This is a genomic window from Mycolicibacter senuensis (assembly GCF_002101885.1).
GTDB classification, from domain to species: Bacteria; Actinomycetota; Actinomycetes; order Mycobacteriales; family Mycobacteriaceae; genus Mycobacterium; species Mycobacterium senuense.
On record NZ_LQPS01000010.1, the window covers coordinates 1 to 15,165 of the forward strand.

14 protein-coding genes and 1 pseudogene are annotated in these 15,165 nt (G+C 66.8%); 13 read left to right on the plus strand and 2 right to left on the minus strand.

Annotated features, from left to right (window positions below):
* The 13 genes and pseudogenes from AWC24_RS01350 to AWC24_RS01410 form a co-directional block, all read left to right on the plus strand.
* Positions 1-213 (plus strand): annotated as a pseudogene (locus AWC24_RS01350) (MlaD family protein); the annotation flags it as partial.
* Positions 210-1,259: an MlaD family protein gene (locus AWC24_RS01355; protein WP_234807214.1), complete on the plus strand. Its 1,050-nt coding sequence runs from the start codon at positions 210-212 to the stop codon at positions 1,257-1,259. The pseudogene AWC24_RS01350 and the gene AWC24_RS01355, both read left to right, overlap by 4 nt.
* Complete coding sequence (locus AWC24_RS01360) at positions 1,256-2,290, plus strand: MCE family protein (RefSeq protein WP_085081764.1); 1,035 nt, start codon at positions 1,256-1,258, stop codon at positions 2,288-2,290. The genes AWC24_RS01355 and AWC24_RS01360 overlap by 4 nt, the downstream gene beginning before the upstream one ends.
* Positions 2,287-3,423 carry an MCE family protein gene (locus AWC24_RS01365; RefSeq protein ID WP_085081718.1) on the plus strand — a complete coding sequence of 379 codons (1,137 nt, stop codon included), beginning with the start codon at positions 2,287-2,289 and terminating at the stop codon, positions 3,421-3,423. Before AWC24_RS01360 ends, AWC24_RS01365 begins: the two co-directional genes overlap by 4 nt.
* Complete coding sequence (locus AWC24_RS01370) at positions 3,420-4,535, plus strand: MlaD family protein (RefSeq protein WP_085081719.1); 1,116 nt, start codon at positions 3,420-3,422, stop codon at positions 4,533-4,535. Before AWC24_RS01365 ends, AWC24_RS01370 begins: the two co-directional genes overlap by 4 nt.
* Positions 4,532-5,803 carry an MlaD family protein gene (locus tag AWC24_RS01375; RefSeq protein ID WP_085081720.1) on the plus strand — a complete coding sequence of 424 codons (1,272 nt, stop codon included), beginning with the start codon at positions 4,532-4,534 and terminating at the stop codon, positions 5,801-5,803. The genes AWC24_RS01370 and AWC24_RS01375 overlap by 4 nt, the downstream gene beginning before the upstream one ends.
* A 17-nt stretch (positions 5,804-5,820) precedes the next feature.
* Complete coding sequence (locus AWC24_RS01380) at positions 5,821-6,417, plus strand: Rv1363c family protein (RefSeq protein ID WP_085081721.1); 597 nt, start codon at positions 5,821-5,823, stop codon at positions 6,415-6,417.
* 16 nt (positions 6,418-6,433) lie between these two features.
* On the plus strand, positions 6,434-6,985 hold the full coding sequence (locus tag AWC24_RS01385; protein WP_085081722.1) for an Rv1363c family protein: 552 nt from the start codon (positions 6,434-6,436) through the stop codon (positions 6,983-6,985).
* Positions 6,982-7,788 carry a mannan-binding lectin gene (locus AWC24_RS01390; protein WP_085081723.1) on the plus strand — a complete coding sequence of 269 codons (807 nt, stop codon included), beginning with the start codon at positions 6,982-6,984 and terminating at the stop codon, positions 7,786-7,788. The genes AWC24_RS01385 and AWC24_RS01390 overlap by 4 nt, the downstream gene beginning before the upstream one ends.
* Before the next feature lie 78 nt (positions 7,789-7,866).
* Positions 7,867-8,046, plus strand: a complete 180-nt coding sequence (locus AWC24_RS01395; RefSeq protein WP_085081724.1) for a hypothetical protein — start codon at positions 7,867-7,869, stop codon at positions 8,044-8,046.
* Between the two features lie 21 nt (positions 8,047-8,067).
* Positions 8,068-8,985: an oxygenase MpaB family protein gene (locus tag AWC24_RS01400; RefSeq protein WP_085081725.1), complete on the plus strand. Its 918-nt coding sequence runs from the start codon at positions 8,068-8,070 to the stop codon at positions 8,983-8,985.
* Between the two features lie 2 nt (positions 8,986-8,987).
* Complete coding sequence (locus AWC24_RS01405; protein ID WP_234807215.1) at positions 8,988-9,797, plus strand: oxygenase MpaB family protein; 810 nt, start codon at positions 8,988-8,990, stop codon at positions 9,795-9,797.
* A 13-nt stretch (positions 9,798-9,810) separates the two neighbouring features.
* Positions 9,811-11,061 carry a TetR/AcrR family transcriptional regulator gene (locus tag AWC24_RS01410; protein WP_174813595.1) on the plus strand — a complete coding sequence of 417 codons (1,251 nt, stop codon included), beginning with the start codon at positions 9,811-9,813 and terminating at the stop codon, positions 11,059-11,061.
* Positions 11,062-11,088: 27 nt separating this feature from the next.
* On the opposite strand, the gene AWC24_RS01415 is transcribed toward AWC24_RS01410, so the two are convergent.
* Both AWC24_RS01415 and AWC24_RS01420 read right to left on the minus strand, forming a co-directional pair.
* Positions 11,089-14,055 (minus strand): UPF0182 family protein, encoded by a 2,967-nt coding sequence (locus AWC24_RS01415; protein WP_085081726.1) that lies wholly within the window; start codon positions 14,053-14,055, stop codon positions 11,089-11,091.
* A 56-nt stretch (positions 14,056-14,111) separates the two neighbouring features.
* Complete coding sequence (locus tag AWC24_RS01420) at positions 14,112-15,131, minus strand: YlbL family protein (RefSeq protein ID WP_085081727.1); 1,020 nt, start codon at positions 15,129-15,131, stop codon at positions 14,112-14,114.
* Positions 15,132-15,165: the final 34 nt, after the last annotated feature.

Sequence of the window (15,165 nt, forward strand, 5' to 3'; positions counted from 1 at the left end):
CCCTGGGGTGCGGCGCCGGGACCGCCCGCCCCTGCGCCCGCCGCCGCACCCCAGGGCGCGGTCATCGGCGGCAACGTCGGCCTGGTCGGCAGCCCCCAGGAGAAGCAACAGATCAGCCGCATCACCGGACGCGCCGATACCCCCACGGTGCTGTTGCTGGCCCCGTTGTTGCGCGGCAGCACCGTGCAGCTGTCCACGGAAGGTGGCCGATGAGAGCTCGTCGCAAGTCGGTGGTCGGCATGGCCATCTTCACCACTTTCGCGCTGACCGTCACCTGGATGGTCTACAACACGTTGCGCCGCGACATCACCGGGCCGACCTACACCTACTCGGCGATCTTCAGCGACGCCTCCGGAATGACCCCGGGCGATGACGTACGCGTCGCCGGCGTCCGCGTCGGACGGGTCGACCGGGTGCAATTGCACGGCACCGCCGCCAAGGTGCAGTTCCGGGTGCAACGCAGCCAGCAGCTCTACCAGAACACGATTGCCTCGGTGACCTATCAGAGCATCATCGGACAGCGCTACCTCGGCCTGGCCCAGGGCCCCGGCGACAACCGCGACATCTTGCCCAATCACGGCCAGATACCGCTCGAACGCACCAACCCGTCGCTGGATGTCTCCTACATGCTCAACGGCTTCGAGCCGCTGTTCGCCGAGCTGGATCCCGAACAGGTCGACAACATCAGCAATGCGACGGTGCTTGCCCTGCAAGGTAATCGGACATCGATACTGACGCTGATCACCCAGGCCTCGCAATTGGCCGAGACCTTCGCCGGCCCCGACGAAGTGCTCAGCACGCTCATCACCAACCTCGATCAGCTGATGACCGACTTGGCCAACCAGAGCACCAACATGGAGAAGATGATCCGTCAGTCGCGCGACACCCTGGTGCGGCTGGCGAACCACCGCGAACCGCTGGTCGACTCGGTGGGCTCGATCAATGCCACCATGGCGCGGTTGTCCACCATCGTCGACAACATCGCCCCGGATCTCGAAGAGTTCGTCGGGCGCGAGCCCGGTCTGCTCAACTACGGCGTCAATGACGGCCGCGAACGGTTCGCCTACATGGCGGCGAACCTGCCGTACGTCCTGCAGGGGCTGGCCCGGGTCACCCAGAGCGGCACCTACAGCGACGTCTACGCCTGCGAATTGGACTTCGGCTTATGGCGCGGTCTGTTCCACTGGTTCCGGTCGTTCGTCGGCGCCGCCACCGCCGGCGAAGGTCTCGCCCACCAACACACGGCGGCGTGCCGATGAGCCTGATTCCCGTCGCGCTCAAACGCCCCATCGAGTCCTTCAGCCGGCCCTGGATGGGCGTGTTCGCGATCGTCGTCATCGCCGCCGTACTGATGGCCACCGTCGTCTACTCCGGCCTGGGCATCGGGAAGACCCGCTATGACGGCGAATTCGCCCAGGCCGCCCAGATCCGCCCGGGCGCCGTGGTGACCATCGCCGGCATCAAGGTCGGCACCGTTGAACGCGTCAAGCTCGCCGGTGACCACGTCGTCGTCGGATTCAACGTCGAGCGCGGCATCCCACTGGGCGCCGACACCCGCGCCGCGATCAAGTTGACCACCATCCTGGGATCGCGCTACCTGGAACTGTCACCGGCGGGCACCGGGCAGCTGGAGAACCGCACGATCTCCCTGGCGCACACCGAGGTTCCCTACGATCTGCAGCGCACCCTCGCCGGGGCGACACGCACCCTGGGTCCGGTGGACGCCAACCGGTTCGTCGACTCCCTGAACATGCTCAACGCCAACGTCGGTGGGGTCGCCGAGGAACTGCCGCAGGCGCTGACCAACCTGCAGGCGATGGCCGACATCATCGCCGACCGCCGCGAGCAACTCGGCACGCTGCTGACCAACACCGAAACACTGACCACCATGCTGCGCGATCAGCGAGCCAACCTCGGCGCCCTGGTCCTGCAGGGCCGCGATGTGCTGCGTGAGATCGCCACCCGGCGCGCGGCCGTGCAACAGCTGTTCGCCAGCGCCACCCTGCTGGTCGATCGCGCCCACGGGATCCTGGGCGACGAGACGGCCCTCAACCAGATGATCCGCGACTTCAGTGAATTCATGCAGATGACCGCCGACCACGACGCGTTGCTGCGCAGCTTCCTGCAGTCCACCCCGGTGGCCTTGCGCAACTTCGCCAACGCCACCGGCAGCGGCAACGCAGCCGATGTCTTCTTGCCGGCCGGCATCTTCGTCGACTCCTGGATGTGCGCGCTGAGCGGACGTGCCCGCCAGTTCAACCTGGTCGAGTACTTCAAGGACTGCCAATGAGCCGCGCCGTCAAGCTGTACCTACTCGCCGGTGTGGCCGCGGTAGTGCTGGCCGTCACCGGCGCCGCGGTCGCCCCGCAACTCGTCCCGGACCTGCCGCGAATAGCGCTGCACAAAATCCGGGTGACCGCCCAATTCGAAGACGCCGTCGGCCTTTACACCGGTAACGGGGTGTCGGTGCTCGGAATGGACGTCGGCAAGGTCACCAGCATCACCCCCAAGGGCGGCTACGTCGAGGTCAAACTCGCGATCGACGCGAGCGTCGATATTCCCGCCGACGTCGAAGCTGTCACCGTCTCGTCCTCGGTGCTCACCGACCGCCACGTCGAGCTCACCCCCGCCTACACCGGCGGGCCCAAGCTGCGCAACGGGGATGTGCTGAGCCTGGAACGCACCCGCACGCCGGTGGAATTCGAACGGACGCTGGCGATGATGCACAAGCTGGGCAGTGCGTTGCGCGGCGACGAGAACAACCAGGGCCCGTTGGGCGAGTTCGTGGCGCTCGGCTCCAAGATCACCGTCGGGAACGGCCCGGATCTCAAGGCGACACTGGGCCGGCTCTCCGAAGCCCTGCAAGTGGGGGCGGACAAGGGCGCACACAGCAAGAAGGCCATCCAGGCGATCATCACAGGCGTCGCCGAACTCAGCGAAGCGGCGTCGCGAAACGACGCCGCGCTACGCGAATTCGGCTCCTACATCCATCAGCTCAGCGACATCCTGGCCGCCGAGAACCTCGGTGGCGGCAACACCGGAGCCAAGATCAATCGGCTGCTCGCCGAGACCTCGCGGCTGTTGGAAGGCAACTCCGAACGGCTGCGGGACGCGTTCACCGCGGTCCGCACGGTAGCCACGACCCTGACCGACAACGAACGCGACCTGCGCGAGATCCTCGATGTCGGACCGTTGTTCATCGACAACTTCTACAACGTCATCGATGACAACGCGGGCAGTCTGCGATCCCACCTGCTGCTCGGTAAGACCCTGTTCAACAGTCAGTTCGGTAAAGAGATCTGCAACTTGATGGGCCTGAAGCAGCTGGCGTGCGCGACCGGGACGCTGCAGGATTACGGGCCGGACTTCGGTCTGGGCAGCATGCTCGACCTGATGCAGGACGGGATCGGTGAGCAGCCGTGAGGCGGCCGGCGGGGTTGAGACGCGGTGCCCGCGCGGCGCTGGCGATTGCCACCGCACTGTTGACGGTCGGCTGCGGCCTGGACCTGCAGAGCGTGGCGCTGCCGGCACCCGGCGGCGGCGGGCCCTACTACACCATCACCGCGGTCTTCTCCGACGCCCTGAATCTTCCCGAGAAGGCGAAGGTGCGGTTGTACGGCGCACAGATCGGTGAGGTCGAATCGATTCGGGCGCAAGATTTCAACGCCTACATCACGATGCGGATCAAATCGGCCGTGCCGTTATATGCCGGCAGCACCGCCGAACTGCGGTCGGCCACCCCGCTCGGTGACATCTTCGTCCAGATCTGGCCCGACAAGGACCGGCCCGACGACGCTCCGCTGCTGCACAACGGTTCCGTGCTGCCGCTGGACTCTACCGCCAATGCGCCGACCATCGAGGAACTGATCAGCTCGATGGCGATGCTGGTCAACGGCGGGACGGTACGCCACCTGGTGTCCATGCTCAACGGTGCCGGCAAGGCGGTCGGCGGGCGTGGTGAAAAACTCGGCTTGCTGTTGGACCGGACCGCGACGCTGCTCTCCCGGATGAGCGCCCGGTCGCAGCAGTTGGACCTGGCGCTGCGCAGATCCTCGGAACTCGCAACGGCGATGTCGACCCGCCAGGACACCTTCGACGCTGCCCTGACCCAGCTGGCGCCGGCCCTCAATGTCGTCTCCGACAACACCTCCGACTTGATCGAGCTGATCGACACCGGTGCGCGGATCACGCGTCAGCTGTCCCGCTTCCCGTCGCTGCAAGGCACCGACACCCGCAGTGTGAGCGCCGATATCAACAAACTGGCGCGGGTGTTCAACGACATCGCGGTCGATCCCGAGCTGTCGCTGATGTCGTTCAACCGGTTCCTGGGCATCCTGATGAAGACCTTCAACGGCCCCGCCGCCCACGTCAAAGGAGAGATCAACAAGATCACCCTGGCGCCCTGGCCCGACAAGAACTATCCGGGCGACCCCGAATTCCACTGGACCGACGGCACCGACTGGCACCTGATGATCGGGGACCTGCGTTACGAGTGGAACATGCTGCTGTCCCGGATCTACGGACCGCAGCGATGAGACCCTTCCTCGATCTCCTCGACCTGGTCGCCAGGCTCGCCGTCTGGCTGGTCCAGTTCGGCTATCGGCGACGTATTCTGCTGTCCGGCATGGGGTTGGCGCTGACCACGGTGGTGGCGGCCGCCTATGTGACCATCTTCGGCGTCGGGATCAACCCGGCGCAGCAGACGATCTCGGTGCGGGTGCTGCTCGGCCAATCCGGCGGGCTGCTGGTCAACCAGGACGTCACCTTGCGCGGTATCCCGATCGGCCGCGTCACCGATGTACAGCTGACCGCGGCGGGGGCCCAAGCCGTCGTCGCAATTCGCGCCGACCGCCCCATTCCGCGTGACGCCCGGGTGCGGGTATCGGGGCTGTCGGTCGCCGGTGAGCAATACCTGGACTTCCGCCCCGAGCACGACACCGGGCCCTATCTGAGCGACGGATCGCTGATCGGCCAGGAACAGACCAGCGTGCCGGTGTCGCTGCCGCAGATCATCGACGACAGCCGCGGCGCCCTCGGCCAGGTCGATGCCGAGAAGCTGACGGCCGTCTTCGACGAACTCCGCGTCGGCCCGGAGGGTGCCAAGAAACTGTCCGCCCTGTTGGACGGCACCGTGCTGTTGGCCTCGACACTGGACGGCGTCCTGCCCGAGACCGTCAGCATGCTGCGCAACACCCGGATCACGTTCACCACCTTCGGCGATGTCAGCCCGGGCCTGGGCGGCACCAGCAATGACCTGCAACAGATCCTCGGCGGCGTCAACAAGATGGACGGCGGCTTCCGCACCCTGGTCGATCTCGGCGGCACCGAACTCGGCCAGGTCGACAGTTTCATCGACGACAACCGGGAGAACGTCTACGCCCTGCTGGGCAACTTGACCACCCTGTCGCAGATCCTCTACCTGCGCGTGCCGGCCCTACAGAATCTGTGGCGCCCCGATCACGGCTCGCTGGTGGATCGTCTGGCCGGCACCGTGCACGACGACGGCATATGGGTCATTGCAGACCTGTATCCCCGGCACCGTTGCGACTACGGCCTGCCCCGCAAGCCACCCTCGGCAGTGAACTTCCCCGCTCCCTACCGCTACACCTACTGCCCCGACGACGACCCGTCGCTGCTGATTCGCGGTGCCCGCAACGCGCCACGCCCACCCGGTGACGACACCGCCGGTCCACCCGCCGGCCATGACCCGTTGGCGACCCTGGAACCACCGCCGGTCTACCCGCCCTACACCTTGCCCACCCCCGACGGCGGTCCAGCGCTGCCCGCCTGGATCCCCAACTGAGAAGAAAGCCGAGCCCGATGGGAAACGCAGCCGATCCCGACGTCTTCGACCAGCTCGCTGAACACGTCGATGATGATTCGCCCGCCGAGGCGAACGACGATGCCGCCGATGACCAGCCCGCCGCGCCCGCACCGGCGCGGCGGCGTGGGAAAGCGGCCACGCTGACCGTCGTACTGCTGATCGCGGCCCTGGCGTATTCGGGGTATGCGGGGTGGCGCCTGCACCAGGTCGACGCCCGCGCCGCCGCCGGCGAGGCCGCCTTGGCGGCGGCCAAGGACTACGCGCTCATCTTGACCACCCTGGACACCGCCGACATCGACGGCAACTACGCCCGGGCGATCGACGGAGCAACCGGCCGGTTCAAGGAGGCCTACAGCCTGGGCGCCCAACAGTTGCGCCAGGTCCTGATCGACAACAAGGCCTCCGGAAAGGGCATCGTCATCGACGCGGCGGTCAAGTCGGCGACCAGAAGCAGGGTCGAGGTGTTGCTGTTCGTGGATCAGTCCATCACCAACGCGGTCCGCTCCGATCCACGGATCGACCGGAACCGGATCCAGATGACCATGGACCTCGTCGACGGCCGTTGGCTGGCCGGCGAAGTCGATCTGGTGTGAGCACCGGAAGGGCAACATGAGCACCGTTGCAGAAACCGACGTCGAGTCGCCCGCGGTCACACCCCGGCCTCGCCGGCTGCGTCGTCTGGCAGCGCCGGTCGCCGCACTGTGCGCAGTCGCCGTGCTCACGGGATGCCAGAGTTGGCTGCTGTACCAGCACCATCGCTCGGGTGTCGCCGCCGACGAAGCACTGGCAGCCGCGGCGCGGTACGCGGAGATCCTGACGACTGCCAATCCCGGCACCATCGACCAGCAGATCACCAGCATCCTCGACGGGTCGACCGGCGGGTTCCACGATCGCTACGCCAAGCAGAGCTCGGATCTGCGGGCACTGCTGCTGGCCAACCAGGTGACCACAACCGGCAGCGTCGTCAATTCAGCGGTGAAATCTGCTGACGCCGGCAGTGCCACCGTGTTGCTGTTCGTTCGCCAGAGCTTCTCCAGCGCGGCCGCGAAAGGCCTCCCCGCCGAGCCGCCCGACGACGTCACCCCGATGGCGATCACCTTGCAGAAGGTGACCGGCCGCTGGCTTGTCAGCGACGTCACCGCCGGGGAGTTGCAGCGATGACCGCCACCGGTCGGGTGACCGCCGTGGCGATGGCGGCGAGCACCGTGGCCGCACTGCTGGGCTGCGCACCGGTCGCTGCGGGTTCGGCACCGAGCTTCTGCGACGAGCTGCAGGCGACCTGGGACGGCAGGCGGTGCACGACACTGGTTGTGTCGTCGCGAAAGGCCGAGCGCTACATCGCTTTTGAGCTTCCCGAACCGCTGTTGGATCATCCCGGCACCGGGCCGGTCGTGCGCGACTTCTACCACCGGCTGATGACCGGCTGGCGCGCTTCGGGCACCGAGGCGATTCGAGACAGCAGCGCGATCGCCTATTCCGACAGTTTCTCCGGTCCCGGCGCCGTGCAGTCGCTCGTCGTCCACGAGTGCCTGGAGCCCTTCGGGATGCAGGCCAACAACGCCTATCGCACCTTCGTCTTCGATACTGACAAGGGCAGCCGACTGACTCTCGATGAGCTGTTCAAGCCCGGTGTCGATCCGATGCGCGTCATCCCCGCGGCCGCTGCGCCGGTGCTGCCGGCGGCGCTGGATGCGGCCGCTCCGCCGCACGCCCCCCACACCTACCCGTTCACCGTCGAGGAGTTCCAGCCCGGCCCGGCCGGGCCCGGCTACACCGGCGGCTATCGGGCCTTCGCACTGTCACCCGAGGAGCTGATCCTGTACCTGCCCGATGCCCCGATGCTGCGCGAGAACCCGCAGCCGGCGGACCGACTGGTGTGGTCCATGGACGGCGGCGCGGTGATCGTCCGGGTACCGCTCACGGCACTGTCGGGGTCACTGCGGCCCGAATACGGTGGAACATGACTTCGCTAGCGCGCAAACCCACGAATCCGGAAGGGACAGCATGATCGGACATCCACCGCATCACCGGGAGTCGCTGCGATGATGCTTCTGGTGCGGCTCATCGATCTGGTCGTCAGCATGCTGCGACTCCTGGCCTCCCCGGAGGCCCGGCTGCTGCGCGCCGGTGTGCTCACGGTGCTGGCCTGCGGTGCCCTCGTCGGGGCGGTCGGCCTGATCTGGCTGCTCGCTCAGCTACCGCAGTACTTCGCCCATCCCTAGCCGCCTGAAAGGAACGCTGACATGTCGACCTGTCACGACGACGACCGTGAACTGGACCGGGCCGGACACCGGCAACTGACCACCGCCGAGACCCGCATTCACGTCGACCAGTACACCCCGCGCTGGGACGAGGAGCTCCTCGACATCACCGAGGCGCTGGACTTCTGGTCAGCGGCCGCGGCCGCGGCCAACGTCGTCATGCAGCTGAGCGTGCCCGGTATCGGCTACGGCGTCGTCGAGAGCCGGGTCGAATCCGGTGCGCTGATGGAACATCCCTGGAAGCGGCTGCGCACCACGGCACAGTACATGGCCGTGGCGATCCTGGGCACCGACTCCGAGCGCGCCGCCTACCGCGACGCCGTCAACGTCGCACACCGGCAGGTCCGCTCGACCGACAGCAGCCCGGTCAAATACAACGCCTTCGACCGCGACCTGCAACTGTGGGTCGCGGCCTGCCTGTTCGTCTTCTACGAGGACACCTTCGAGCTGCTGCGCGGCAAGATGACGCCGGAACAGGCGGAGAACTTCTACCAGCAGGCACGACCGCTCGGCACCACGTTGCAGGTCACCGAAGACCAGTGGCCGGCCAGCCGCGCCGAATTCGACTCCTACTGGAACGCCACCTGCCAGACCCTGGACCTCGACGACGTCGTCCGCGACTACCTGATGCGCCTGATCGATCTGAAGATGGTCAACCCGGTCTTCCGGGTGATGTTCGGACCACTGCTGCGGTTCTTGACGATCGGCTTTCTCGCACCGCGATTCCGTGAGTTGCTCGGCGTCGAATGGTCGAAAACCGAACAGCGCCAATTCGAGAACCTGTTCTTGTTCGTGTCGTTCGTCAACCGTTTCATCCCCCGGTTCATCCGCACGTTCAGCTACCGGGTGCTGATGGGCGACGTTCGCTACCGGATCCGGCGACGCAAGGCGCTGATCTGATCATGGCGCCTTCGGCGGGAAACCTGGACCGGGACAGCATGCTCTGGCATGTCCTGGCCGACCGGCGCTACCTGTTCGTGTTGCCCAGGGCGGTGTGCCTGTTGATGCTGCATCCGGGGATCGCCGCAGGCATCACCGAGCACGCGCTGATGCGTGACCGCATCTGGCTGCACAAGAAGCGCACCGTCACCCAGGCGGTCAACTACGTCTACACCGGGGCAGACCTGAGCCCCCAGATGCGGTTCTCCCACGAGCACGTCAAGGGCGTTGACGGCCTCGGCCGGAAGTATCATGCGCTGAGCCCCGACATCTTCCATTTTCAGCACGCCGCTTACGTAGAGTCGCTGTTTGTCATGGTCAACACCTTCATCCGGCCGCTGGACCGGGACGAACACGAGCAGCTCTACGGCGAGTGCTGCCTGTGGTACCGCAGGTACGGCATATCGAGCCGGTCGATGCCGCCGACCTGGCCGGAGTTCATCGAGTACTTCGAGAACCACTGCCGGACAGAACTATTCGCCGGGCCGCACTTCGAACCGTACCGGGAACAGATTTTCACCCCCGGCGACTGGTGGATGCGGACGGTCCCCCACCCGGCCATCCGCGCGTTACAGCATCCGCATGCCCGGGAGCTGACCGGGATCACCGCCACCGCCGCCGATCGGCGGTCGCTGCGGCGGTTCGTCCGGTTGGCTCGACTGTCGGCTCTGGCGCCCAGACACCACTGGAACGCGCGCGCACGCGCTGCGCTGCGCAGCGACCGCGAGGGCGACGAGCCGTCCCGGCACACTACGCCGTCCCGGCCGACGTGAGACGAGATTTCCGTTGACTCAACATCTTTCTGAGGTAGCGCCCACCGTCCGGCGGCGCCCCAAGGACCGCAAGGATCAGATCGCCCGGGCAGCCGCCGAGGCCTTCAGCGCTCTCGGTTATCACTCGGTCAGATTGGAGGCCATCGCCGGGGAGGTCGGCATCTCGGCTCCCGCTCTGTACCGGCACTACGCCAGCAAGTACGACCTGTTCCGCGACGCCGTACTGGCGTTGAGCCAGCAGTTGGTCGACGCCACCGACCTGGCCTTCGACCCGACGGCCGAACCCGCCGACGAGGCGGCACTGGACCAACTGGTACAGGCCCTGATCGATGTCGCCCTGCGCAATCGGGAATCCGGTGGCCTCTACCGATGGCAGTCACGCTACCTGCGGGAGGCGGACGAGACCCGGCTGGTCGAGCAGCTCCGGCTCGTCAACCGCCGCCTGCAGGCGCCGCTGGCCGCGCTACGTCCCACGGCGACGTCGTTGCAGCTGCGGATGCTGTCGGCCGGGCTGCTCAGCGTGGCCGGCGGGATCGCCGACCATCGCGTGCGCGCCCCGGCAGAAGACATCAAGGATGTGCTGAGCAGGGCATCGTCGGCCTTGCTGAACGCCGAGTTGCCCACCGCAGACGATTTCGCGCCGGGCGCGCCCGCATGGCGGATCTTTTCCCCCGATGCCGGGACCTACGAGGCGCTGCTACACGCCTCGATGATGCTGTTCCACGAGCACGGCTACGCAGAAACCGCGATGGCGCAGATCGCCGCGGTGGCCGGCGTGCGCGTCGCCGGGATCTACCGCTATTTCCCGGGCAAGGCCGACATCCTCAGCACCGCGCTGCGGCGTTCCTCGGACCGGCTTTCCGCCGAACTGTCCCGGGTCAACAGTGACCGGCCCGAACCGCGGGAGGCGCTGACTCAACTGGTCGACGCCTACGTCGCCACCTCGTTCGCCAACCCGGAGCTGGCCTCGATCTACTACAGCGAACGGGTCAATCTCAACCCGGCCGATCAGCAGGCGCTGCGCAACGTGCAGCGGTCGACGATCGACTCCTGGGTCCGGTTGCTCGCCGCGGTGCGCCCGGAACTCACCGCGACCGGCGCGCGGTTCCTGGTTCACGCCGCCATGGGCCTGGTCGTCGACATCGGCCGACTGGTGCGCTACGACCGGCCCGAAACGGATTCGGCGGGCTCACCGGCCGCGGACCGCGCCTACCCGCAGGCGTGCGTACGCACGCTGATGCACGCCGTGCTCTTCGATGCCTGAGTGAGTCAGAGCGCGGCAGGGGCGCGACTACTTGGTGTTGTTGAACTTCTCCACGGCGTCGTCAAGGCGCTGCAGCGCGGCACCGTAGGCGGCGAAGTCACCCTTGTGCTGGGTGTCGCGTAGCGCGGCGATCGCGGCGTCGATCTCACGCAGTGCTGCGGCCTTGGCCGAAGACAGTTCGACGCTTCCGGCCGGCGGCGTCGGTGCCGGTACCGCCGCAGCAGCCGGCGGGGTGGGGCCCTCCGGCTTGGCGGCCGGCGCGCCACCGTCGGTGGGCGCGATGTCGGTCGCCGCCGCGCTGGCGCCGGGCCCGAACAGGCCGGTCAACGCGTCGGAGACCGTCGGCCCGTAGCCGATCTTGTCGTTGTACATCATCGCCACCCGGATCAGCCGCGGATACGACGACGCGGCGTCGCTGGAGCCCGGCGAGGCGTAGACCGGCTCGACGTAGAGCAGCCCGCCCTGGGCCACCGGAAGCGTCAGCAGGTTGCCCCACCGGATGCGGTTCTGGTTGTCGCGCCCGATCACACCGAGGTCCTGACTGACCGCGGTGTCGGTGGTGATCGCGTTGTTGGCCAGCTTGGGCCCGTTGACCTGACCGGGGATGGTCAGCACCGTGATCTTGCCGTAGGTGTCGGGATCGGAGCTGGCGGAGATGTAGGCGGCCAGGTAGTCGCGCTTGAACCGGTTCATCGCGCTGGTCAGCTGATAGGAAGCCGAACCGTCTTCCTTGACAAGGTTTTTCGCAACGATGTAGTACGGCGGCTGGAAACTGCTGGCGGTCGGGTTGGGGTCCAGCGGCACATCCCAGAAGTCCGACGTCGAGAAGAACGTGATCGGGTCGTTGACGTGGTATTTGGCCAGCAGCATCCGCTGCACCTTGAACAGGTCTTCGGGGTAGCGCAGATGTTCGGCGAGTTCGGTGGAGATCTCCGCCTTGGGCTTGACCGTCCCGGGGAACACCTTCATCCAGGCCTGCAGCACCGGGTCCTGCTCGTCCTGGGCGTACAGGTTCACCGTTCCGTCATAAGCGTCGACGGTCGCCTTCACCGAGTTGCGGATGTAGGACACCCGCCGGTCGGGCAGCAGCCGGTTGAACTCCACCTCTTTGGAGTCCATGGTCGCCGACGACAGCGACGTCAGTTCCGAGTAGGGGTAGTTGTCCAACGTGGTGTAGCCGTCGATGATCCACACCAGCCGCTTGTTGACGATCGCGGGGTACACGGTCGAATCGGTGGTCAGCCACGGCGCCACCGCCTGCACCCGGCCGGCCGGGTCGCGGTTGAACAGGATCTTGCTCTCCGAGCCGATCACCGTCGAGAACAAGAAATTGCGTTCGGCGAACTTGGCGGCGAACACGCTGCGGGCCAACCAGTTTCCGATGCTGACACCGCCCTCACCGGTGTAGGTGTAGTTCTTCGTCTCGGTGTTGGTCTCGTAGTCGTATTCGCGGTCGGGACCGTTGCGCCCGACGATCGCGTAGTCGGCGACGGCATCGGCGATCACCGGGCCGTAGTAGACGCGCGGCTGATCGAGCTGGGCCGGGCCGGCGGAGACCACGGTGCCGTTGGCACCGACGACGTTGGCCAAAAACTCCGGATAGCCGCCGTTCTGGTTGGGGTCGTTGGCGATCCCGCGCACGGTGTTGGCCGGCGAGGCGATGAACCCGTTGCCGTGGGTGTAGACGGTGTGCCGGTTGATCCAGTCGCGCTGGTTGTCGATCAGCCGGGCGGGGTTGAGTTCCCGGGCGGCGACGACGTAGTCGCGCAGTTGGCCCTCGTCGTCGCGATAGCGGTCGATGGTGAGCTGGTCGGGGAAGAAGTAGAAGTTCTTGCCCTGCTGGAACTGGGTGAAGGCGGGACTGACGATGGTCGGGTCCAGCAACCGGATGTTGGAGGTGGTGGCGACGTCGGCGCCGACCTGCGCGGCCGTCGCACGTGCGTCGCCGCTGTAGTCGCGGTAGGTGACCACGTCCTCGGTCAGCCCGTAGGCATGGCGGGTAGCGGCGATCGAGCGGGAGATGTACTCGCTCTCCTTCTGCGCCGCGTTGGGCTTGACGCTGAACTGTTCCACGAGCAACGGCCAGCCCGCACCGATGACCACCGACGACAGCAGCAGCAGCACCAGACCGATCGCCGGAATCTGCAAGTCGCGCAGCACAACCGCAGAGAACACCGCGATCGCGCAGATCAGCGCGATCGCCAGCAGGATCATCTTGGCGGGCAGCACCGCATTGATATCGGTGTAGCCGGCGCCGGTGAACGGCTTGCCGGTGCGGGTATGACTGAGCAACTCGTAGCGGTCCAGCCAGTAGGCGGCGGCCTTGAGCAACACCAGGGTGCCGATCAGGCTGACCACCTGGATACGCGCCGGGCGGCTCAGCGCGCCGGCCCGGCCGGACAACCGGATGCCACCGAAGATGTAGTGCGTCGCCAGGTTCGCGATGGCGGCCAGGAAGACCGTCACCAATAGCAGCCCGACCACCAGCCGGTAGAACGGCAGGTCGAAGGCGTAGAAGCCGAGGTCCTTGCCGAACTGCGGATCGGTGATCCCGAACTCAGCGCCATGCAGGAACAACTGGATACGCACCCAGTAGCTCTGCGCGACGATGCCGGCCAGCAGGCCGATCCCCGTCGGTATCCCGAACGCGAACAGTCGCAGCCGCGACAACACCGCGGTGCGATAACGCGCCACCGGGTCGTTGGCGCCGTTGCTGGGCACGAACACCGGCCGCGCCCGGAAGGCGATCGCCAGGGCGGCGAACACGATGCCGCCGACGGCCAGGCCGACCACCACGAAGGCGATCAGCCGGGTCAGCAAGGTGGTGACGAAAACGGACCGGTAGCCCAATTCTCCGAACCACAGCCAGTCGACGTAGCCGTCGATCAGGCGCGGCCCGACCAGCAGCAACCCGATCACGGCGAGTGCACTGCCGATCATGATCCGGCTGCGCGGGGTCAACTTCGGCATTCTCGCGGTGGGCCGCATCCCCACGTGCCACGCTCCCTAGCTCGGTTGTCCTGACGGCCCCACTGTAGCCAACTCCGGCCTCAGCAAGATGGCGGCTGACCTCCGCCGGTGAGGGTGCGCAACGCATCCACCGCCTGCGCGAGACTGTCGATCTTGATCAGCTGCAACCCGTTGGGGTCCGAGCGCGCCTCGTAGCAGTTCTCGGCCGGGACCAGAAACACCGTCGCGCCGGCTTCGCGGGCCGCGATCATCTTGTGCGTGATCCCGCCGATCGAGTCGACCTGACCGTTGGCCTTGATGACGCCGGTGCCGGCGATGAAGTTCTGCCCGGCCAGCGTGCCGGCGCTGAGTTTGTCGACGACCGCCAGCGAGAACATCAGGCCCGCCGACGGCCCACCGATGTTGGCGAGGTTGAACTCGACGGTGAACGGAGCCCACGGCGCGTCGAGCACGGACACACCGAGGAATCCGTTGGGCCGGTCCTTGTTCTCTCCCAGCGTAATCCGCGCAGTACCGGGTGCGGCGTTCTTGCGCCGGTAGTCGATGACCACCGTCTCGCCCGGTTTGGTGGCGGCCAGCAGCTTGGTGAACTGCTCGACGGTGTAGACGGGTTCGCCGTCGACGGCGTCCACCGCGTCACCACGCTGCAGCGCACCGGCCGACGGCCCGGGGTCGTGCACCTCGGCGAGGGTGACCGCACTCGGGTAGCGCAGGTAGCCCAACGCGGCGTACTCGGCGCTCTGCTCGGAGGCGCGGAACTCGGCGTCGTTGTCCTCGTCGACCTCCTCGCGGGACTTGCCGGGCGGATAGACCAGGTCACGCGGCATGAGCTGTTCGCGCCCGGACAGCCACAGCGCCAGCGCCTCACCCAGCGTCAGTCCGTCGCGCTGGGACACCGTGGTCATGTTCAGATGCCCCGACGTGGTCCGCGTCGGGGTGCCCTGGATGTCGACCACCTGCTTGCCGTCGACCATCCCGAGGGTGTCGAAGGTGGGGCCCGGCCCCAGCGACACGAAGGGCACCGTCACCACCGACAGCAGCGCGCCGAACACGACCACCGGCAGCAGCGCCGCCAGCAGTGTCAGAATCCGCCTGTTCACCCCGGGTATGGTAAACGGCCCGGATCCGGCTCAC